The organism is Streptomyces sp. NPDC029138 (genome assembly GCF_055564375.1).
In genome coordinates this window covers 49,800-70,869 of the sequence record NZ_JBVHWM010000055.1, presented here as the reverse complement: position 1 = coordinate 70,869, position 21,070 = coordinate 49,800, and the positions used below count along the sequence as shown (strand labels likewise).

The 21,070-nt window shown below is 69.7% G+C and carries 14 protein-coding genes and 3 pseudogenes; 12 read left to right on the top strand and 5 right to left on the bottom strand.

What is annotated here, in order from left to right; all coding sequences use genetic code 11:
* Window positions 1–2,850, top strand: a pseudogene (locus ACZ4WH_RS32210) (RHS repeat-associated core domain-containing protein); the annotation flags it as partial.
* Entirely contained in the window at window positions 2,847–3,218 is a 372-nt protein-coding gene (locus tag ACZ4WH_RS32205) for a hypothetical protein (RefSeq protein WP_468187487.1), read from the top strand. The pseudogene ACZ4WH_RS32210 and the gene ACZ4WH_RS32205, both read left to right, overlap by 4 nt.
* A gap of 892 nt (window positions 3,219–4,110) precedes the next feature.
* On the opposite strand, the pseudogene ACZ4WH_RS32200 reads toward ACZ4WH_RS32205, so the two are convergent.
* Window positions 4,111–4,644: pseudogene (locus tag ACZ4WH_RS32200) on the bottom strand (DDE-type integrase/transposase/recombinase); the annotation flags it as partial.
* Window positions 4,645–4,966: 322 nt separating this feature from the next.
* On the opposite strand from ACZ4WH_RS32200, the gene ACZ4WH_RS32195 reads away from it, so the two are divergent.
* Window positions 4,967–5,506: a hypothetical protein gene (locus tag ACZ4WH_RS32195; RefSeq protein ID WP_468187485.1), complete on the top strand. Its 540-nt coding sequence runs from the start codon at window positions 4,967–4,969 to the stop codon at window positions 5,504–5,506.
* A 256-nt stretch (window positions 5,507–5,762) separates the two neighbouring features.
* Window positions 5,763–6,787: pseudogene (locus tag ACZ4WH_RS32190) on the top strand (LacI family DNA-binding transcriptional regulator); the annotation flags it as partial.
* Between the two features lie 267 nt (window positions 6,788–7,054).
* Here ACZ4WH_RS32190 and ACZ4WH_RS32185 read toward each other — a convergent pair.
* Complete coding sequence (locus ACZ4WH_RS32185; RefSeq protein ID WP_468187483.1) at window positions 7,055–7,921, bottom strand: choice-of-anchor K domain-containing protein; 867 nt, start codon at window positions 7,919–7,921, stop codon at window positions 7,055–7,057.
* 20 nt (window positions 7,922–7,941) lie between these two features.
* A complete protein-coding gene (locus tag ACZ4WH_RS32180) occupies window positions 7,942–8,553 on the bottom strand; it encodes a hypothetical protein (protein WP_468187481.1) in 612 nt (203 codons plus the stop codon).
* A 547-nt stretch (window positions 8,554–9,100) separates the two neighbouring features.
* Between ACZ4WH_RS32180 and ACZ4WH_RS32175 the strand changes: the two genes are divergently transcribed.
* The 7 genes from ACZ4WH_RS32175 (at window position 9,101) to ACZ4WH_RS32145 (ending at window position 18,004) form a co-directional block, all read left to right on the top strand.
* Window positions 9,101–10,807: an NHL domain-containing protein gene (locus ACZ4WH_RS32175; protein ID WP_468187479.1), complete on the top strand. Its 1,707-nt coding sequence runs from the start codon at window positions 9,101–9,103 to the stop codon at window positions 10,805–10,807.
* A 183-nt stretch (window positions 10,808–10,990) separates the two neighbouring features.
* Window positions 10,991–12,070, top strand: a complete 1,080-nt coding sequence (locus ACZ4WH_RS32170) for a hypothetical protein (RefSeq protein WP_468187492.1) — start codon at window positions 10,991–10,993, stop codon at window positions 12,068–12,070.
* On the top strand, window positions 12,063–13,715 hold the full coding sequence (locus ACZ4WH_RS32165; RefSeq protein ID WP_468187477.1) for a polyprenyl synthetase family protein: 1,653 nt from the start codon (window positions 12,063–12,065) through the stop codon (window positions 13,713–13,715). Before ACZ4WH_RS32170 ends, ACZ4WH_RS32165 begins: the two co-directional genes overlap by 8 nt.
* Window positions 13,712–14,392 (top strand): hypothetical protein, encoded by a 681-nt coding sequence (locus tag ACZ4WH_RS32160; protein WP_468187475.1) that lies wholly within the window; start codon window positions 13,712–13,714, stop codon window positions 14,390–14,392. The genes ACZ4WH_RS32165 and ACZ4WH_RS32160 overlap by 4 nt, the downstream gene beginning before the upstream one ends.
* 109 nt (window positions 14,393–14,501) lie before the next feature.
* Window positions 14,502–14,972 (top strand): hypothetical protein, encoded by a 471-nt coding sequence (locus ACZ4WH_RS32155; protein ID WP_468187473.1) that lies wholly within the window; start codon window positions 14,502–14,504, stop codon window positions 14,970–14,972.
* An 81-nt stretch (window positions 14,973–15,053) separates the two neighbouring features.
* Window positions 15,054–15,770 (top strand): hypothetical protein, encoded by a 717-nt coding sequence (locus ACZ4WH_RS32150; protein WP_468187471.1) that lies wholly within the window; start codon window positions 15,054–15,056, stop codon window positions 15,768–15,770.
* Window positions 15,771–16,600: 830 nt separating this feature from the next.
* Window positions 16,601–18,004, top strand: coding sequence for a DUF7507 domain-containing protein (locus tag ACZ4WH_RS32145; RefSeq protein WP_468187469.1), 1,404 nt, complete (start codon window positions 16,601–16,603; stop codon window positions 18,002–18,004).
* Window positions 18,005–18,245: 241 nt separating this feature from the next.
* Here the strand turns inward: ACZ4WH_RS32145 and ACZ4WH_RS32140 are convergent, their stop codons facing one another.
* The gene (locus tag ACZ4WH_RS32140) at window positions 18,246–18,758 is read right to left on the bottom strand and encodes a hypothetical protein (protein ID WP_468187467.1); all 513 of its coding nucleotides are present in this window, start codon (window positions 18,756–18,758) and stop codon (window positions 18,246–18,248) included.
* A 125-nt stretch (window positions 18,759–18,883) separates the two neighbouring features.
* Entirely contained in the window at window positions 18,884–19,675 is a 792-nt protein-coding gene (locus tag ACZ4WH_RS32135) for an MIP/aquaporin family protein (RefSeq protein ID WP_468187465.1), read from the bottom strand.
* Between the two features lie 216 nt (window positions 19,676–19,891).
* Between ACZ4WH_RS32135 and ACZ4WH_RS32130 the strand changes: the two genes are divergently transcribed.
* Window positions 19,892–20,956: an NAD(+)/NADH kinase gene (locus tag ACZ4WH_RS32130; RefSeq protein WP_468187463.1), complete on the top strand. Its 1,065-nt coding sequence runs from the start codon at window positions 19,892–19,894 to the stop codon at window positions 20,954–20,956.
* The last annotated feature ends 114 nt before the right edge of the window (window positions 20,957–21,070 follow it).

Here is a 21,070-nt window from a genome sequence, read left to right as displayed (position 1 = left end):
GCCGGCAACCTCACCGAGGTCATCAACTCCAGCGGCGAGCCCCTGCGCTTCACCTACGACACCGAGGGCCGCGTCACCCGCTGGACCGACCGCAACGGCACCTGGTTCTCGTACGTCTACGACGAGCGCGGCCGCGTGGTCCGCACCGAAGGCATCGACGGCATCCTCTCCGGCACCCTGACCTACGACGACACCACCCGCACCACCACCTACACCGACTCCCAAGGCCACACCTCGGTCCACCGGTACAACGCCGATGGCCTGGTGGTGGAGGAGACGGACCCGCTGGGGCATGTCACCCGCACGGAGTGGGACGAGTACGGCGCCCATCCCGTCGCGGTGACGGACCCGCTGGGCCACACCACGCGGTGCACCTACGACGTCTCAGGCAATCTGACGGAACTCACCCTGCCGGACGGATCGGTCGCGCGGGCCGTGTACAACGCGCTCGGACTGCCGACCGAGGTGACCGAGCCGGGCGGCGCCCTCTGGCGGCACACGTACGACGAGCGGGGCAACCTGCTGACGACCGTCGACCCGCTCGGCGCGGAGAGCCGGTACGCGTACGACCCGGCGGGCCGGCCGACGGCGGTCACCAACGCCCTCGGGCACACCCGCGCCTTCGCCTACGGCGACGCCGGCCTGCCCCTCGCCCTCACGGACGAGCTGGGCCACGACGACCGTCCGCCGGGACTCCTTCGGCCGGGTGATCGAGGTGACGGACCCGCTCGGGAACCGTACCCGCCTGGGCTGGACGACGGAGGGCAAACCCGCCTGGCGCGAACATCCCGACAGGGCCCGGGAGACCTGGTCCTGGGACGGCGAGGGCAACCTGCTCTCCCACACGGACGCCGCCGGCAACACCACCCGGCACACCCCGCACCACTTCGACGTGCCCGCCACCAGGACCGACCCGAACGGGGCGCACTACGAGTTCACCTATGACACGGAACTCCGCCTGACGGCCGTCCGCAACCCGCTGGGTCACACCTGGTCGTACACCTATGACGAGGCCGGTCGCCTCGTGGCCGAAACGGACTTCAACGGTCGCACCGTCACGTACACGCACAACGCCGTGGGCGGCCTGCTGTCACGGACCAACGGTGCGGGCGAGACCACGGCCTTCACCCGCGACGCCCTCGGCAGGATCCTGGAACAGCGGAGCGGCACAGCAGACGTCACGACGTACGCGTACGCCCCCACCGGTCATCTCGCGCGCGCCGCCGGTCCGGAGGCGGAGCTGGTGTACGAGCGGGACGCGCTCGGCAGGGTGCTGTCGGAGACCGTGAACGGCCGGACGACGACACACGCCTACGACGCCCTGGGACGGCGGATCCGCCGCACCACCCCTTCCGGCCTGACCTCCCGCTGGACGTACGACGCGGCGGGGCGTCCCACCGCGCTGGACTCCTTCGCGGGGAGCCTGTCCTTCGCCTACGATGCCGTCGGCCGTGAGACGGAGCGCCGTCTCGGTGCCGACGTGACCCTCGCCCAGAGCTGGGACGCGGCTGGTCGTCTCGCCGTACAGTCGCTGACGTCGGCACCGGTCGCGGGCGAGGCCGCCGCCTCCTGGAGCATCGGGAGTACGCCTACCGGGCCGACGGCTACCTCACCGAGATCCGGGAACTCACGGCCGGCACACGGAGCTTCGATCTCGACGCCACGGGCCGCGTCACCGGCGTACGGGCGCTCGGCTGGACCGAGACCTACGCCTACGACACGGTGGGGAACGTGTCGCACGCCGCCGCACCCGCACACGAGGCACCGGGCGACAGGGAGTTCACCGGCACGGTCATTCGCCGCTCGGGCAGCACGACGTACGACCACGACAGCCAGGGGCGGCTCGTCGCCAAGACCCGCAGGCTCCTGAACGGGGAGCGACGGACCTGGACGTACGCCTGGAACGCCGAGGACCGCCTGACGGAGGTCGCCACGCCGGACGGCAGCCGCTGGCGCTACTCCTACGATCCCTTGGGCCGGCGCATCGCCAAGTACCGGTTGGCAAAGGACGGTTCCCCGGTCGAGCGTACGGAGTTCACCTGGGACGACACCTGCCTGGCCGAGCAAACAGACCCCGACGGCACGACGACCACCTGGGAGTACGCCCCCGGCACGCACCGCCCGCTGGCCCAGACCGACCACCGGCCTTCCGGACGCGCCGCGGAGACCTCCTTCCTGGCCCGGCTGGCGGAGGAGACCGCCGCCGATCACGCCCCTCGCTTCCACGCCGTCGTCACCGACGCGGCAGGCACGCCGACCGAGCTGGTCACGGCGGACGGAGCCGTGGCGTGGCGGCGGCGTACCTCGCTGTGGGGGACACCGATCGGCTCCGGGGCGGAGACCGGCTCCGTGGACTGCCCCCTGCGCTTCCCCGGCCAGTATCACGATGCCGAAACCGGGCTGCACTACAACTACTTCCGTTTCTACGATCCGGAAACCGCACGCTATCTTTCGCCCGACCCACTCGGTCTTGATCCCGCGCCGAACCATCACGCGTACATACTCAACCCCTTCCGGTGGATCGACCCGACGGGATTGGTGAAGTGCACTCAGGAGGCGCTCGACAAGGCCTTCGAGATGGACAATACGCCGCGAAAGCTCGAACACGTCATCGATCCCCCGAAGCACGGCTTCGAGGAGATAGTGAAGAATTCGGGAGGACGCTCCGAAGCGTTCCGGCGCATCGTCAACAGCCTCGGGGAGAGCGACGACCTTCCGGAATCCGGTGGTTTCGTCGTCGACCGTACAATCGACGGAGAAACGGTCACCATCCGCGGCGCCATGGTCAACGGGATACCCCGCGTCGGAACCGCGTTCATCCAAGACAAGTTCCCAGGAAAGACACCATGACGGACCGCCCTGCCACCAGACCGCTCTCCCCCCTCGAACAGCGCGTCCTCGTCAAGCTCCTCTCGACGGAGTTCCCTGGCGCGCAGGAGCTGAGGAACCAGCTGGCGCAGACCCGTGTCACCCGTCCCTGGGGGAGCGAGTCCCCGAGCGTCGATCTGCACGTGCCACCCGGTGTTCCGGAAGCGGCAATCGAGGACGGCGTCATCCCGGCCACCGGTACGGTCACGGACGACTCCGGCGAACTGTTCGGCGAACTGCTGGTCTGGGTGAGCGACGGCAGGCTCTCGGCCCTGGAGTTCTCCTGGTACGGCGACACCGCTCCGACGGAACTCCCGGATCCCCGCCTCGTCACCGTGACGGTGCGGTGAGGCGGAGAGGGCCGCGGCTTGAGATTCGTCGAGACCCATCGGAATGGCTCGGGATTCTTCCTGGACCCGTCCGTCCGCCCGTGGCGTCATCATGGGGCGGAGTGATGAACGAATCACTGGAGCGAAGGCTGGTCGCACGTGGCGCCGCAGACCGGCGAGCCCAACGTCGTACTGGCGGGGTCCCTCGACGAACTCGGGTGGAGCCCGAAGGCGCTCGCTTGCAAGCTCGTGCCCACATCCCAGGCGGCGAGTCGAGGACACCCCGCGGACGCCATCGCCCTCGGTGAGGCTGCCCGCCGTGCGAGTGACGCTGCCCCACTGGCCGTCCGTCCTGTCCCGGCTCGCCTACGCCTCGTGGCTACGCTGCATCGCGTAGTCGTTGCAGCAACTTATCTTTTGTGCGCTGCGGCGATCCATCTGGCCTCTTTGCCGCTCAATGCGCCCGGCCGCACGACCTGTTGGGTAGGGCGAACGCGCTTGGTAGTAGATCTCACGCACCCTATCGCGAGGCGTGGGATACAGCGTGGCTGCTCGCAACGCCGTCCTTCGACAAGCGGTTTGCGCGTGGCGGTAGTCGACGTTCCCCAGGAGATCCACCTGGCTGTGAGCGGGAGACTGCGACAGCCAGGACGCAGTCCACCTGGTCTTCCTGCGATGAGACCTGCCAAGCAGGCCGCGCGTGCTGATCTTCTGCGCTTCTGGGCTCCACTCGGCTGCCTACAACCAGGGAGCCAGTCACCGAACTCGGCGCCTAGACGGCTCCCAACCCAACCCGCCGAACCATTCAGGGGCCGATCCACTCGCTGGATCAGGCCCCTGACCTGGTACTACGGCGTCGGGGTGGCGGGATTTCAACCACGACCTCTGAACCGCTCCGGGATCGGTGGAGGCTCTATGCGTTGACTCCAGCCGCCGGTTGGGGCTGGTGTTGAGCGTAGTAGTTGGTCTCGTGCTCGTGGGGCGGGATGTCTCCGATGGCGGTGTGGAGGAGGCGCTGGTTGTTGAACCAGTCGACCCATTCCGCTGTGCCAAGTTCGACGTCGGCCAGGCCGTGCCACGGCCTGCGACGCTTGATCAGCTCCGTCTTGTGAAGGCCGATCTGGGACTCCATGAGGGCGTTGTCCAGGGCGTCGCCGACGGTGCCGATCGAGGCGTCTATACCGGCCTCGAGCAGGTGGGCGGTGAACGCGAAAGACGTGTACTGGCTGCCCGCGTCCGAAGGATGAACGAGCCCGGGACCTGCGGGGATGCCAGCCCGGTCACGGCGCCACAGGGCCATGTCGAGGGCGTCGAGGACGAGCGTGGCCCGCTTGCTGGTGGCGGCCGACCAGCCGACGACCGCCCGGGAGGACACGTCCACGACGAAGGCGACGTAGACGATGCCGGACCAAGTCGCGACACAGGTGAAGTCAGCGACCCACCGCTCGTTCGGGCAGGTTGAACCGCTGCTCCCACTTGGCCCAAGCGGTCACCGGGGCCGAAGCCGGTGGATGGCCGGCTGTGTCTGCAGGGCATCTGTACGTCCTGTACCAGGACACTGCCTGGCAACTCCTGCACCAGGGATCATGATCGCGTTACCGGATCTCAGAAGACCGGCGCGCGACCAGTTGCACCCACCCTCGCACGTGAGCCGTGCATAACGTATGCCGCAATTGCCCTGCACAAGGCCGTGGCACCGGGTAGCCTTCCCTGCCTTGGGGGTGCCGGGAGCTTGTCTGCGCCCGGCCGAGCGGGGAGGTGCGGGAGCGGTGGGTAAATCGGCAACTGTGCTCGGCCGGGAGATCGGCAAAACCGGGCGGGAGATGAACGAGCTGCTGCACAGGTATGGCTACCTGACAGGCGAGCCAGGCGCGTACTCCCTGACCGACAAGGGAGAGAAGTACGGCACCCAAGAGGATCATCACAGGGGCAACGTCAGGTCCCTGCACTACTACCGCCAGTGGACCACAACGACATGGAGCGATGAGACTCTCGCGGCTCTGCTGAACGACATGACCAATGCGCCAACTCCGCCCGAGCCCGCCGAGTCGTTCCCTGACGACGATGTGACCGGCGCCGAAGCCGAGCCGGTCGATGCCACTGACCGGGGTGCATCCGGCAGCACCGATACGCGTGTCGATCTGGGAATGGTTGCGATCGCTGCTGCGCTGCTGGTCGGGGCGAAGGCTGCGCAGATCGCGGCTCCGCACGCGCAACGCTGGTGGTCTGAGACTGCCGTGCCCGCGACATCGCGCGTGCTGAAGCGACTGAAGCGGCAGGACCCGTCGGACAACGACGCTGAGACGTAAGCCCGAGGCCGCTGTCGCGGTAGAACGCACCCGGCTTCTCCGTGGCATGTCAGGCGCTGCCATGGTGGGGAGGAAAGGGGAGCGACCAGGGGAGCCGGGTTCCGACGTTGGCTCCCAAATGGCTCCCAAAATGGGCCCAGAAACCATTCAGGGACCCGACCCGCTAAGCGGATCAGGCCCCTGACCTGGTACTACGGCGTCGGGGTGGCGGGATTTGAACCCACGACCTCTTCGTCCCGAACGAAGGGCACGCAGGCAACATAGCCGCGACCGTGGACGCGAGAAGGTCATCACCGACCCGCTCGGCCTGCTGCTCATCGCCGAGCGGGCGGCACTGCTGTCCGGCCGCGACGACGAGTTCGTCGCCGTGATTCTCAAGGGCTGCACCGGCATGAGATGGGGCGAAATCGTCGGCCTCGAAACGCGATTCGCCCGGCCAGGAGCCATCCGCGTGGAGCACCAACTGTACGAGCTCGACTCGGGCGAGCTGGTGCGCTGCCCGCCCAAGGACGACAGCTACCGCACCATTGACGCGATGGACTGGCTGTCGGCCCTGATCGCCGACCACATCGCCCGTACGAAGCCCACACCCTGCCCTTGCCACGGCAAGCGGTACGTCTTCCGCGGCCAGGGCACCGCCCGCACCGGCGGATACCAGGGAGCCAAGCTCGTCGACGTGGCCCGCCGGGCGGGCGTCTCCTCCGGCACGTCTCCAACGTCCTCAACCACCCGCAGCGCGTCCGTGAGGACACCCGCGCCCGAGTCACCCTCGCCATCGAGGAGCCGAACTTCGTACGCGGCGGCGCACCGACGGAAAACGCCGCGCACTGGCGCCGCAATGGCTTCGCCACATGGCTGTTCACCCCGGCCTTCTCCGGCTGGTACCCGAAGAAGGCCCCCAGGAGGCCCGCCCGTCCCCTCCTCGGCGACCCCTGGCCCGGCGTCCCGTTCCGCGGCCGAAACGCCCATGACCGTGCCGATTCCTGCTGGACTCCGATCGCCACGGGCCTCACCCCCCACGGCCTGCGCCACTCCCACCGCACCCACATGGAGGACCTGGGAACGGAAAAGGTCCTCATGGACGAGCGCATGGGCCACATCGACGGCTCAGTGTCGGCGCGCTACGCCCACGTCACCCCTGGCATGCGCCGACGCCTCATGGCCGGCCTGACCCAGCAGGGGGAGGCGTCGATCGACGCCCGCCGGAAGATGCATCCAAGGTCGCAGGTCGTCGTCCTGGACCGGCTCCTGCGAGCGCGCGACGTCTTGACTTTCGCATGATGGGGCGACAAGGGCGTGGTTCCTCCCGATAGAGGGGCCGCGTCCTCGGCTGCTCGTCGAGTGGTGGCTAAGCCCCTGCCGCCATTCGCGAACAGGTGTTCATGCTCTTGCGCATCGCAGGTTGGGCATCACCGCACGAGGCGACCGGCCGCTGAGATGAACCCGCTGTCGCTTCCACGGGACGGCTCGTTCCTCTTTGTACCGGCACGGACGATGACAGGTGAGGCGCACTTCGGCCTCACCTGTCATCGAGCGGCCGACGTCCGGTCACGGCGTGCTGGTCTTGTTGAACCCCTTGTCCAGGTAGGGGGACTGGTCGACGACGAAGCCGTCGTCCGCGACGAGGCGGGCGATGCCGCCCTGGTCCCGCCAGACCTCGCCGGAGGAGCTGAAGGAGAAGCCGCCGTACTGCAGGTGGTTCTCGTTGGTGTAGACGCGGTAGCGCTGGCCGGGCTGGATGACCGTCCCCGGAGGGAAGGGGAAGGAGTACCCGGTGGGCTTGGCCTCCACCTTCCAGCCGGTGAGGTCCTGGGGCCCGCCGCCCCGGTTGAGGATCTCGACGTACTCGTCCGCCTGGCCGGTGCTCGTGCCCTGGTAGCGAAGGCCCGAGATGATCACGTCGGGCTCTTCGAGCGTGAACATGCACACGACTTCGGCGAAGTTGATGCCGCCCTCCGGGCTGCGGAACTGCCGGACGATCTGGCCGTTGCGCTTGAATCCGCTCAGCACCGCCCGGTACTGCTTGCCGTCGATCGTGACGGGCTGGGGGTGGACGAAGGTCTGCAGGTCGACCAGGTCATCGTCCGCCGGACTGGTACCTGTGCTGTTGGGCGTCTCGTTGTGGTGGAAGCTGAAGTTCAGGTCGGTCGTGCTGCCGTCCTCGAACATGACGTTGACGGTCAGCTGGACATCGAACTGGCTCGGGCTGACGTTGGTGGGCTTGTTGCGGTGCACGAAGGTACCGATGACGAACTCGGTGCCGTCGAGCTGGACGTCCGCGGCGGCACCGCGGAACTGGTACCCGCTCTGGCTGCCGGCGCTGCCCCACTGGATGTAGTCGGTGCCCACGCCGTTGACCGGCGAAATGGGCGGGGTGGTGGACGTGAAGACGCCGGAGGTGACGACGGTGGTCATGGTGTCTGGTTCCCGCTCTCTCAGTCCTCGTCCTCAATGACCTCGGCCTTGAGCTTGGCCGGCGGCGCGGTGCCGACCTGGGCGACGCCGTCGGTGCGGCGGCCGGTCGCGGCTCCGTCAACGGCTTCGAGCCCGCAGGTGTAGACGATGCAGTCCTTGTCGTCGCTGCCGGTGTTCAGGTGCACGTGGTAGGTGAAGGTCAGGGTGCGCCCGTCGTCACTGACCTTGGCCTGGACGGGGGGCAGGTTGCCGCCCGTGGTCTGGTCGATGCGCTTGTACTGGGCACCAACCGTCCCGTTCCAGCGGAATCCGGTGGGAGCGGTGAACACGTGCTCGCGTTCGCCGGCATCGACCGTCTCGCTCCAGTTCGGCGTGCGGACGCAGATGTTGATGGTGGTGCCGAGGCCCCCGGGGGCGTCCTCGACCCCGCCTTCCTGCCACACCACGAGGTCCAGCTTCTGGGCCCGGCCCTGTTCGTAGCCCCAGTCGTACCCGTTCGCGTACTGGTCCTTCTCACCGCGCGTGCCGTCGCGCGGCGGGTCGGCGTAGGGCTTTCCGGCGAGCGCATCGGCGCGCCCCTGGTCCTCCCCCCGTTTGTAGGCTTCCTTCTTGGTCTGTACGTCGGTGCTCATCTGGCGAGTCCTCCTGGGGCTGTGGTCGAAGCGTGCGACAGAAAGAGAGGCGTCCTGGTGCGGGTCGCCCGGGCCCGCACGGGGCGGCCAGAGCTTGGCACCGCACCGCGCGGTTCACCGAACGCGGTCGTCATGAGCGCTGCGCCTGGTAGACGGAACGCAGGCCACCGCCCGTGGCTTCGAGCGGGACGTTCGCGCGGGCATCGCGGGACGCACCGGACTTTCATCCGGGTCCATCGTTAGCCCGCGCCAGCCGGTGGTATGCCGCCGTTCCCCCGTTTGGAATGCCGAATCGATTCCGCATCACTTGTTCGAGCGCAGTTGAGGCATGAAACGGCGCATGGGGGCGGGGTGCAGCCCATCAATCCGCGCCCTGTTGAAGCCGCCGGAATGCGCCGCCCTCTTCCCGTACGGATCCGCTTCTTCCGGCTCCTCCCTCGTGAGGGTGGCGGACGCGGTGGCTGCTCCCGCGGTGCCCTTCCGACCGGTATTCAGGGGAAATACCAAAGATGGTGCGGAAGGAGAGGGAGATGCGGGAGACGAGGCCGTGGACGCGGGAGGTGTCGGGCGCCATCGGGGCCCGGCCGCGCTCGTGCTGGGCGGTGGTGGCGTGACGGCCAGGGCCGCGGCGCGGCGGCGTCCGCCGGACGGAGGTGGTCTGCCGGGCACCGTGGCGGGCAACGGTACGGCCGGGTACTCCGGGGACGGCGGGCCCGCGCCGGACGGACAGTTGGCCTTCCCCGCGGATGTGGCTGTGGGAGGCGGCGCGGTTTTCGTCGCCGACCACGCGAACCACCGAATCCGCCGGATCGACGGCACCGGCACCCTGACGACAATCGCCGGGGACGGGCTGCGGGGCTTCGCCGGGGACGGCGCCGACGCGGTGCGCGCCCGCCTCGGCTTCCCGTCCGCGCTCGTGGTCGCCCCGGACGGCGCCCTGCTCGTCGCCGACGAGATGAACCACCGGGTCCGCCGGATCGATCCCTCGGGTGTCATCGGCACCGTCGCGGGAGACGGCTCGCGCGGTGAGGGCGAGGGTGACGGCGACGGCGGCCCGGCCGACCGTGCCCGGCTGAACGCTCCGTGCGCCGTGGCCGTCGACGCGACCGGCCGGCTGTACGTCGGGGAGGCGGGCACTCCCCGAGTGCGCAGGATCGACGGCGACGGCGTCATCAGCACGGCCGTCGCGGCAGCAAGGTGGTCCGGTGGCTCCACTGCGGCCGACCCGGGCGAGGCGTTCCTGCCCGCCGGCTTGGCAGTCGACGGGGCCGGTCGGCTGTACATCGCCGACCCGGAGGGTCGGCGGGTACTGCTGCTCGGTTCGGACGGGGCCCTTACGGTACTGGCGGGACCGCCGGACGGGGACACCGGCGCCACGGCGGTCGACTGGGGCGCACCGTGCGCGGTGACGGTCGACGGCGAGGGCGTGCTGTACGTCGCCGACCAGACCGGACACCGCGTATGGCGGTTGGCTGACGGAGCGGCCCGTGTCGTCGCGGGGCAGCCGGATCCCGCCACCGGCGAGGCCACCGCGTCCGTCGACACGTCCGACGCCGTCGTCCGCGCCGCACTGCGTTACCCGTGTGGTCTCGCCGTGGATCCGGCCGGTCGCCTGCTTGTAGCGGACAACTTTCACCACCGGATCGCGGCCGTGCCCCTCACCACCGCACTCTCCGGGGACACGGAGCCGGTGCGGGACGAGAAGCCGAGGTCGGAAGGGGAGCCGGAGCGGGAGCGAGAACCCGAGCGAGAGCGGGAACCCGAGCCGGAACCGGACCGGGGAGCCGACAGCGTGCCGACCGGTGACGGCGGCACCGCGTCCGCGCAGCCCGCCCGGCTGTCGGTCCGGCAGGAGGTCGGCCTGGAGGTCCAGCGCGGACAAAGCGAGTTGATCCACGTACGGGTCTCCTCCACCGACCCCTGGGCCCCGGGACGGGTGGAGCACAACTTCACGGCTCCGACGGGTTTCGTCTTCGACGGCCGGGTGACCGGCGCGTACTACCGGGCGGACCGCACGGTGCTCCCTGGCGGAGGCCCGACGGGGACGGTCGGGAACGACGGCCGATCGTTGGTCGTCACGGACGAGCCCCGCCTGAACACCCCCGGCCATCCGGCGGCTGCCCTGGTCTACACGCTCGGCATCCGCGCCCTGAGCGACGCCGAGCCGGGCCGGTACACCGATGGGCGTGCGGTGATCGTCGGCCAGCCGGAAGTGCGCCTCAAAGCGAGCGTTCTCGGAGACGACGAGGACTGACGGCGACTGACGAGGGCGCGCACGCGATCCGAAGCCGTCCGTGGCGGACCCCGCCATGGGCGGCTCTTCGCGTCCTCAAACCCTGAATGCAGAGGTAATCGTTTCTGTGCTCCCAGGTCACCCTCATGATGGTCACGATTTGCAGGTGATCGGTGACCCTGGGTTAGCGTTCGAAACGTGCTCATGCCCGCCCTCCCGAGGCTCGGTCCGCAGGGTCCCTTCCCGCACGCCCCACTCGCCCACCCGCTCGACCGCAGGTGGCTGCACTACGCGTTCCTGTCGCGGTGCGGGCAACAGGCACTCATCGCGAACCTCTCCGCCCTGGGCTCCTCCACCGGTTCCGTATTCGCGGACCCGGGCGCCCCCGCCACCGGGCGCCGCAGCGGAACCGGCACGGCGGCCGAGGGACAGCACATGGCCATCCTGCTCCTCTACGGGGAGGGGCATGGCTGGAGTGCGACGCAGTTCAACGCGGAACAACCCGAACTGCCCTGGTCGGCCTTCCGGCTGCCGCACCCGCACGGAGAACCCCGCGCGTTCCGGGTGGCCGCCCGCTCGGCGGCGCCGGCGGCGGACGTACGGCTGACCCGGACCAGCAGGCCGTGCACCTCGCAGTGCGCGCCGTTCGGCGACGACGAGCATCTGCGGTGGCAGTCGGAGCCCGGCGTTCTGGGCACCGGAACGCTGCGGCACGGCGACGGTACGGCGACGGAGTCGGACCTGCTCGGTTACCACGAGCGGGTACGCGGCCGGTGGTCCTGGCCCACGCTCGGCGGCTGGGTGTTCGGGTTCGTCAACGACCCCTCGGGCCCCGTCGACCAGGCCCCGCCCTCGGCGGTCGTCTTCACCCTGATCCAGCCCGCGTACCCCGCGGACGCGGCCAACGGGTCGGTGATGCTGTGGCGCGACGGGCGCATGATCCGCCACTTCCCGCGGCGCAATCTCCGGGTCGCGGTGAGCGGCAGCCTGGACCGCGACCGGGTGGCGATGGTGCCGCCGCTGGCGGGCCTGCTGGGCACCCCGCCGATGGCCGCGGTGCCCGGCCGGCTGCTGATCACCGCACGGCTCGGCGACGACCGTCTCGTCCTCGACTTCCGCTCGCACACGGCGGGCCGGATCATCAACCCATCGGAGACGAGCCTGCACCCGTTCAGCGTGCACGAGACCCTCGGCCCGTGCACCGTGGAGGGGCGGGTCGGCGGACGCCGTATCGGCTTCCACACCGGGGGCATCGTGGAGTTCGCCGGGGGTGCCCATGACTGAGACCGTTCCCGCGTTCACCGGTGCCCGGCTGCTGGACGAGACGGTCGCCGCCCTGTCCGACCGGGCGCCGGCGATCCTCGCCGCCGCGGCCGACCACCTGCGCGGCATCCGGCTGGGCCTGCACTTCAACGACGGCAGCCACGCCACACTCACCGCACGGCACAGCCGTATCGTGGTGGACCGGGACCGTTGCCCGGACCCCGATGTCGAGGTCGCCTTCGACAACCGGGCCATGAACCTGCTGTTCGACCTCCACCGCCCGCCCGTCGACCAGGTCCTGCCCGACAGCCTCGACGTCCGCGGCTCCCGCGACGACACCCTCGCCGTCTGGCGGGCCTTCACCCTGCTGTCCCAGCGCGCGGCGGGCCTGCGCAGTATGCAGGAACTGTGGGGGACCTACCGCGAACAGGCCCCTCAGCTGTGGGGCAGCGCGGCACCCGCCGCCCGGGAACCGGCCACCGACCCGGTCGACTGGACGGCCCTGGACTTCCTCGCCCGACGCTCCCCCGAGGACGCGCCGGCGCCGCCCGCGCTGATCGGCGACACCACCGTCACCGCGCCCCGCCTGCTCTGGGACGGCCGCACCAGCACCGACTGGTCGCTGGAGGACACCGTCCGGGACGCGGACCTGATGGAGACCATGCTCCGGTGCCGGGCCCGCACCAACGAGGAGATCGAACGGCTGTTGCCGGACCGTGAACCGCGTGCCGAGCTGTACGACCTCATGCGCTCCTACCCCGCCCGCCAGGGCAAGGGCCTGCGGCCCACCCTGACCATCGCCGCCTGTGCCGCTTTCGGCGGACGCCCCGAGGACGCCGTACGCGCCGCCGCGGCACTGGAACTGTTCCACAACGGCTTCCTCGTCCACGACGACATCGCCGACGAGTCCACCCACCGGCGCGGTCTGCCCACCATGCACGAGGAACACGGTCTGGGCCTGGCGGTCAACGTCGGCGACGGGATGAACCTGCTCGCCGTCGACGCCGTCCTGTCCAACCTCGAAACCCTCGGCCTCGTCCGCACCCTCGGCCTCATCCACGAGGCGGTGCACATGTGCCGGGAGTCCATCGAGGGACAGGCCATGGAGCTGGGCTGGATCCGCCACGAGGTCGTCCCCGAAACCGACGACGCCTACTTCACGATGAGCACCAAGAAGACCGGCTGGTACACCTGCATCAGCCCGTGCCGCATCGGGGCCGTCTGCGCCGGCGTCACCGACCCGGCCGTGCTGAGCCGGTTCGACGAGGCGTTCCGCCTGATCGGCATCGCCTTCCAGATCCAGGACGACATCCTGAACCTGGTCGGCGAGGAGGCCCTCTACGGCAAGGAGCCCCTGGGTGACCTGCTCGAAGGCAAGCGCACGGTGATGCTGATCCACCTCTTCCGCACCGCGTACGCCCACGAGCGCCCCCGCCTCTTCGACGTCCTGCGGCAGCGCCGTACCGACAAGACCCAGCAGCACGCCGAGGAACTCCTCGCCGCCATGCGCCGGCACGGCTCCATCGAGTACGCCACCGACCTCGCCGACCGGCTCGCCGCCGAAGGCATCGCCCGCTTCGAAGAAGACCTCCGGTTCATCCCCGAGAACGAAGGCAAAGCCGTCCTGCGGCAGATCGCCCACTACGTCACCTCGAGGCCACTGTGACCACCACCCCGCCCCCGCCCCCGTCGGCCGACCCCACCGCCACCGGCCCGCTCACCCCCACCGACCACCGGGCTTTCGCCTTCCTCGGCCACGTCAACAGCAGCCTGCGCCAGTGCCTGTGCACCCTGGCCAGACACGGCGTGGCACTGCGCCACGACACCCCCGAACGCGCCCGCCTCCTGCTCGACACCGTCCGGCCCTGGCCCCTCTACAAGGGCGGCCAGTTCCTCTTCGACCTGATGGAGTGGGAGGACCTCATGGTCGACGGTGACCCCCCGCCCGTGATGCCGGCCGAGCGGATCGTCTCCGCCTGCACGCTTCCCGTGCAGCTGATCGCCGCGGCCACCGAGGAGGCACCGGGGGTGACGAAACTGGTTCCCGGCCAGCGCACGACCGCTGCCCTCGACCTCCCCCTGCGCCTGCTGACCACCACCGCCCGCAGCACCCTCCTGGGCGCCGCGCAGGACCTCACCGACCTGCTCGGACCGCGCGCCGACCCCGACGGCGACGCGGGTCACGCCACCGACCCGGAGCCCGTCACGGAGGACACTGTCGCCGAACTGCCGCCGCTGGAAGCGGGCTTCTACCTCTACGAGGACATCGCCCTCGGCGCCTTGTCCGTCCTCGGCCCGCTCCTGGCCGACCACGCACCGACCGACTCCGCGACATCCGCCTAGCTCATGACACCCGTCCCCGCCCCTGACGGCCCATGAGCGGGCCCGGTCCCCAAGCCCGCCACCGGCGGATCCGCTCACGCGGACGCACCCATCCACAGAAGGGATACCCATGGCCACGCAGACCCAGGCCCCGGTCCAGCCGGGTTCCGAGAACAAGCTCTACATCCTCCAGCAGGGCATCGTCGAGGACGCCCCGGGCGGAGTCCCGGCCCACCTCAGCTTCGGCATCCTCAGCACCGTCCCCGACCCGGTGAACCCCGGAGACATCACCTTCACCCTGAAGGCGCCCACCGGCTTCGTGTTCACCGGCTGGCTCTCCTGGGCCTACCACGACGTCAACACCCTCCAGGCGAAGGGCAACCTGGAAACCACCCAGGGCACCCTCGGTGACGGGGGCCGCACCCTGACGTTCACCCACAACCCGTACCTGTCGACCAACCAGGAGTGCCTCGGCTACGGCGCTCAGGTGACCGCCGTCGACGGCGCGACGCCGGGCCGCTACACCGACGGCCAGCTCAAGGTGGGCGTCGCCAACCCGATCAAGCTCAAGGGCCGCGTCCTCGACCCCGACGAGGACTGAACGCCCTGACGAACGGCCCGTCGGCGGTTCCTGCACTCACCCGGGCCGCCGACGGCCCAAGCAGCGTAGAAAGGACGAAGCATGCTCGAACCGGAAGACACACCGGCGGGCCACAGCAGGGGCACAGCCATGTCGGTGCTGCGGATGCGGCGGAGGGCACGGGAGGCGTGGCGCCTGGCGGTACTGGTGTCGACGATGCTGCTGGCGTCGCTCTTGCCCGCCAACGCAGCCACGGCGCAGGCACAGCCTGCCGCGGCTACGCGGACCACGGCAGCGCGTGACCCGGAGTGCATCCAACCGGGCAACGCGTGGCTCGCCCCGCGTTTCTACTGGCGGAACGTGTTCGGCACCCGGTTGGGCGAAGGCGTGATCAACGAATCGTCGTCACCGAACCCGTTCGGCGGACGGATCGCACCGGGATCGACCTTCACGTTCAGGTGGCGCCCGGACACCACACGCAATCCCGTGGGGTCGCAATACCACATCCACCGGGTCAACCTGGCCTCGGTCATGGCGGTGGCCGATGTCGAGTGGGTTGCAGGGCCGGGCAGTCTCGCCGGGACGACCCTGAGCGCCCAGGAGACACCGCCGCACAAGCTGGCAGACACCGTGGTGAAGTTCCGGATCAAGCCCGGTACGGAGGGACGTACCGCCACCCTCTCGTCGGCCGACCACAGCCTGACCACCAAGTGGCTGTTCGCCAACATCAACAACCTCTGGGAGAACTTCGGAAGTATCTCCTTCACCGTCGCCAGCCGCGCCAGTCTCGGCTGCACATCGTCTTCGGTTCTCGGGTAGAGGGGCGATGAGGTGACGCGTCGGTCGGTGTGCCTCTGACCGACACGGAGGGGCCGCGGATCGAGCCGCTGGGGACTGTCGCACCGCCCTTCTCCAGTCCTTGAGGCGGCCCCTTTCTCTGCACCGTGTCTCAGACACCGGCTGACAGGCACTTCCCGAGAAGAGTTGGAGCAGTGGCCCCTGCGCGCGACTCAGCGCTTGCGCGGGGTCCTGGTCGTTCTGTTGGAACTTCGGCCCACCGTCCGCGAAGCCGACGGCGTCGCCGCAGCCGCGGTCCTGCACCTCATTCGCACGGCCGCCGTTCTGCCGGTCATCGACCACGACAAGCCCACGGCCTCCCACCCCGGATCACCTGGCCGGCCGACGCGGCTGGCGCCTGCTGGACACATGCCTGCGCCTTCCCGACGCGGACTTCCGGCCGAGAGACGGGCGCTGAATGCGCACCGGATGCGGGCCTACGTGTTCCTGGCAGGCAGGTAGCGGAGATGCCTGATGGTGCGTCAACTCTCAGGGTAGGCGCTTCACCCTGAGCACGGGTGAGTGCAGGAGGTGCACCGGCCGTATTCAGCCATGGCGGGTCGGGCGGGAGAGCACGGAGAGGCGTGTGTGGCAGGCGGGGCGTGCCGATGGCGCAATGCGTGACGACGCGGTGAAAACTGTCCCGCCGCGGTATCGCAAACCTGCTGCTGCAAGGTTGGCCGAACCCCCGCGCACACTGCTTTACGCACTTCATTCATCACGCTGTGCTTCTTGGTGTTTCCGCACCCCACGGCGCGCAGAGTGCGTCCCGTCGGCGGTGCACCAGCAACGCCGACCCGAGGAGAAGAATCATGGCCACGCCCCCTGCTGCGCCGCTCCGTGTCGCCCTGGTCAACGGCAGCTTCGAGGATCCCCCCGTGACCAATTACGAGCTACTGCCGGACGCTTCACAGACGCAGGCGGCCAAACGGGTTCCGGGCTGGCTCACCACCGCATCCGACCACATGATCGAGCTGTGGCGTTCCGGCTTCAACGGTGTACCGGCAGCCGAAGGCGCGCAGTTCGCCGAACTCAACGCCAACCAGGTCTCCACGCTGTACCAGGACCTGCCGACGACGCCCGGCACGAAGCTGTACTGGCGGTTGTATCACCGAGGCCGTGTGGGACAGGACACCATGGCGCTGGACATCGGCGCGCCAGGCTCCATGGCGGAGCAGAAGCGCTTCACCGACGGCAACACCGCTTGGGGGTACTACACCGGCACGTACACCGTCCCGGCAGGTCAGACGCTGACGCGTTTCGCCTTCCGCTCCATTTCCGCGGCCGGCGGAAACCGCGCCACCGGCAACCTGCTGGACGGCATCTTCTTCGGTACCGCTCCTTACGTGCTGCTCGCCAAGACCGCGATTCCGGCGGGGCCACTGGAGGTGGGCGACGTCGTCACCTACCGCATCACCGCCAAGAACGAGGGTGGCGGCGCGGCCGAGAACCTCATCCTGACCGACGTCGTCCCGGAGGGCACGACGTACCTGCCCGGTTCCCTGCGCATCGTCGACGGCCCGAACGCCGGAGCGAAGAGTGACGCGAGAAGCGATGACCAGGCGTACTACGACGCCACGGCGAACAAGGTCGTGTTCCATCTCGGCAACGGTGCTTCCGGCGCGGCAGGTGGCAGCCTGCCCAGCACCGCGACCCAGTCGGCGGGGACCACGGTGGAGTACCGGGTCACCATCGACCGGGCCAGCGGCGCCAAACAGATCACAAACACCGCCACCGCCTCCTACGAGAACCGGCTCGGCGACAGGCCGGAGTCGTTGACCTCTATCTCCAACGAGCAGGTCACGCAGGTCAAACCGGCTGCCGATCTGACCGTGACGAAAGCGGTCGACGCGACCACCGTCACCGTCGGCCAGACGGTGACCTACCGCATCACCGTTCACAACACGGGCCCGAACGGTGCCACCGGCGTCACCGTCACAGACCAGCTCTCCGACAGCCTCACCTTCCTGTCCGCCGACGGCACGTCGGGAGGCTACGACCCCGCCACCGGGCGGTGGGCGGTGGGCGAGCTGGATGACGGCGCCACCGCCACGCTCGTGCTGAGGGCCAAGGCCACCAAAGCCGGACTGATCAGCAACACCGCGACCGCCACCGGCAACGAGAAGGATCCCGACACCGGCAACGACACCGACACCGTCACCGTCTGCATCGAACCGGCCCCGTCCTGCTGCGACCCGTGCTCCGCCGAGAAGTAGCCTCCCGGGGCCAGTGCCGGGGGCTGCTGCGACAGACCGCCCGGCACGCTCCCTGTGGGATCCCAGGCACCATGGCACCGCGCCGCCACCCCGCTTGCCAGGGGAAGCCAGCGGCGCGTGTGTCCGTGTGTCCGGAGCACACGTCGTCTATCGCTACCGGTTCAGGGCCGCCCACGAACGCGGTCATCATGGGCCGCCGGGCCTTTGCGGACCGCTGGTCAGCACGGACGACGCCTGATGGTCACCACTTGATGGCGTTCACTGAGCTGTTGTAGGCGTCGGCGGACCGGACGGTGAACTGGACGTTGGAGGCTCGGTCGTAGAAGGTCTGGCCGGTCTGCCAGGTGGCCATGTCCAGCGTGCCGCAGCCTGCCGGCGGCGCTGCGGCGTTGGGGTTGGGCACGACTCGGATCGGTCCCTGGCCGTTCGCGACGGAGGTGTCGACCTTGTAGATGACAACGCCGGAGGAGCAGGCACTGGAATCGTTGTGGGCCTTCCTGCGGGCCTCGGCGACGTAGGCGGTGGTGGTGCCGGTTCTGACCACGAGCAACTTTGTGCCGCCGACATACTCCACACCGTTTAAAGTGGCGGTGTTCTGGGTCCTGTTCTGCCACACGCACACGACCTGGTCGTCCCCCGTCCAGCCGAACTTCCAGGAGAGCCAGCCGAAGTACTGCGGGGCGGCTCCGGCCACGTGGCCCATGATGTCCCAGCCGCCGACGTACCGGTGCTGGTCGCCGCGATCTTCTCCCAAAGACCGTCTCTCCGGAAGACCGTGTGTTGCCGCGAAAGCAGGCGTGTGAGGCGCTGTCCGCGGGCGGATGCCCGGGCCGTCGGCCGTGTCGGCGTCCTTCCGTCGAAGTCGGGCCGACCGCGGTCTCATCTCCGTGACGCGTCGGCGCGTCCGGCGGCGTCGCCGGTGCCGGCGAGCTTGTAGGTGATCGGCTCGCGCAACTGGAACCGCCGGTAGAGCAGATGGTGCACCGACGCCCCGAGACCGGCGCCGACGACCGGCGCCACCATGTAGATCAGCAGGTCGGTGAACTGACCGGCGAGCAGGGCGGGTCCGAACTGCCGTGCGGGGTTGGCGGAACCGCCGCTGAGCGGGCCGAAGATCACGATGATGAGCGCGATGCACGCCCCCACCGTGGCCGGCAGCCACCGGCCGAACGCCGGGTAGGCCAGCAGGAAGCCGACGGCGAGGGCCAGGACGAGGATGCACCCGGTCTCCGCGAGGAACACGGCCGACGGTGACCAGGTGGGGGAGGGCCGCAGGGCCCCGAAGCCGACCGTGGACACCACCGGCCCCCACACCAGCCGTCCGAGAGACGCCCCGAGTACGGAGCCCGCCAACTGGGCGGCGATGTAGGGCAGCACGCTCACCCCGGGGAAGACGTCCATGAGCCATACGGCGACGGTCACCGCCGGATTCATGTGCCCGCCGCTGCGGCGTCCCCACGGCGACAGGATCAGCCCGGTGATCAGCAGCCCGGCGACCGGCCCGACCACCGCGAGAGCGAGGCGCAGATCGCCGATGTACAGCGGCGACCCGGGCACCCGGACCCAGCGCACGATGGTCACCACCAGGAAGAGCAGCACGGTCGTGAGACCGAACTCGCACCACACCTGTCCGGTGGGCACGGCGGCGGGACGGCGGACGGACGCGGTCATACGGGTCACCTCGGCACGGCGATGGAAGCGGGGACGCTCACCGCGCAGCTTTCCAGCCACGACGACGTGGGGAAATCGAGCCCGCACCAGCCGGTGCGTGGGGCAATCCCCACAACGCCGTGATGAAGTCACCTGCACGCCGCGGTGACCTCACCTACGGCGCAGTCACCCGCCCTCGGCTGTGCCACCTGCTGTTATGTGTTGCATGATGTCAGCATGCCCATACAACGGATAGGTCTCGTCGTTCACCAGGGACGGGCCGCCGCCCGGGAGGCGGCGCTGACCGTGCACCGGTGGAGCGAGGCCCGCGGTATCCCGTGCACCGACATCGACGTGTGGGCCAAGGACCACGGCCGGCGCGGCGGACGCGAGGAGGCCGAGGCCGCGGGGAACCCCGACCTCGTCGTCACCCTCGGCGGCGACGGCACCTTCCTCCGGGGCGCCCGGATCGCCGTCAAGAGCGGGGCGAGCGTCCTCGGCGTCGACCTCGGCAAGGTCGGCTTCCTCACCGAGGTGCCGGCGGGTGACGTCATCGCCGCCCTCGACGCCGTCCACGAGGACCACGCCGTCGTCGAGGAACGCATGACCCTCACCATGCGCGCCTCGCGCCCGCTGGAGATACCGCCGGGGATGGAGTCCCTGCTGCTGTACGGGCGCGGCCCCGCGCTGCCCGCCCCGCACGTACGGCCGGAGACCACCGAGGGCGAGGGCTGGGGGGTCGCCCTGGACGTGAACGCGCTCAACGACGTCGTCCTGGAGAAGCTCGCCCGCGACCGTCAGGTGAGCGTCGGCGTCTACCTGGCGGGCCGGCTGCTGGCGTCGTACTCGGCCGACGCGCTGGCCGTGGCCACGCCCACCGGGTCCACCGCCTACAGCTTCGCCGCCGGCGGTCCCGTGCTGTCCCCGCACATGGACGCGGTGGTGTTCACCCCCATCGCGCCGCACATGACCTTCAACCGCAGCATCGTCGCCGCGCCCGACGAACCGGTCGCCCTGCGCGTCCTGCCCCACTCCGGGCAGGCCGCGGTGAGTATCGACGGCCAGTTGCGCGGGGTGCTCGACCCCGGTGACTGGATCGGTGTCTTCCGTGCCCCTGACCGGGTGCGGCTGATCCGCCTGCATCCGACGGACTTCTACGGCCGCCTCCGGGGCCGCTTCCACCTCACCGACGCCCCCGCCACGGCCAAGGACGGGCCCTCGGCGCCGTTCTTCCGGCCCGACACGCCCATCCCGCCGGACCTCGCCGGTATGCGACTGCCGCCACCGGCTGCCGCGCGGTGAGCGGGCCACCGGCGGGGGGCGGTCGCATGCCGTCCGACGAGCCGCCCGCCACCGCCGGGGCCCGCCACCGTCCGTCGGCCCGGCTGCGGGCAACTTCTCAACCAACTGCCGGTC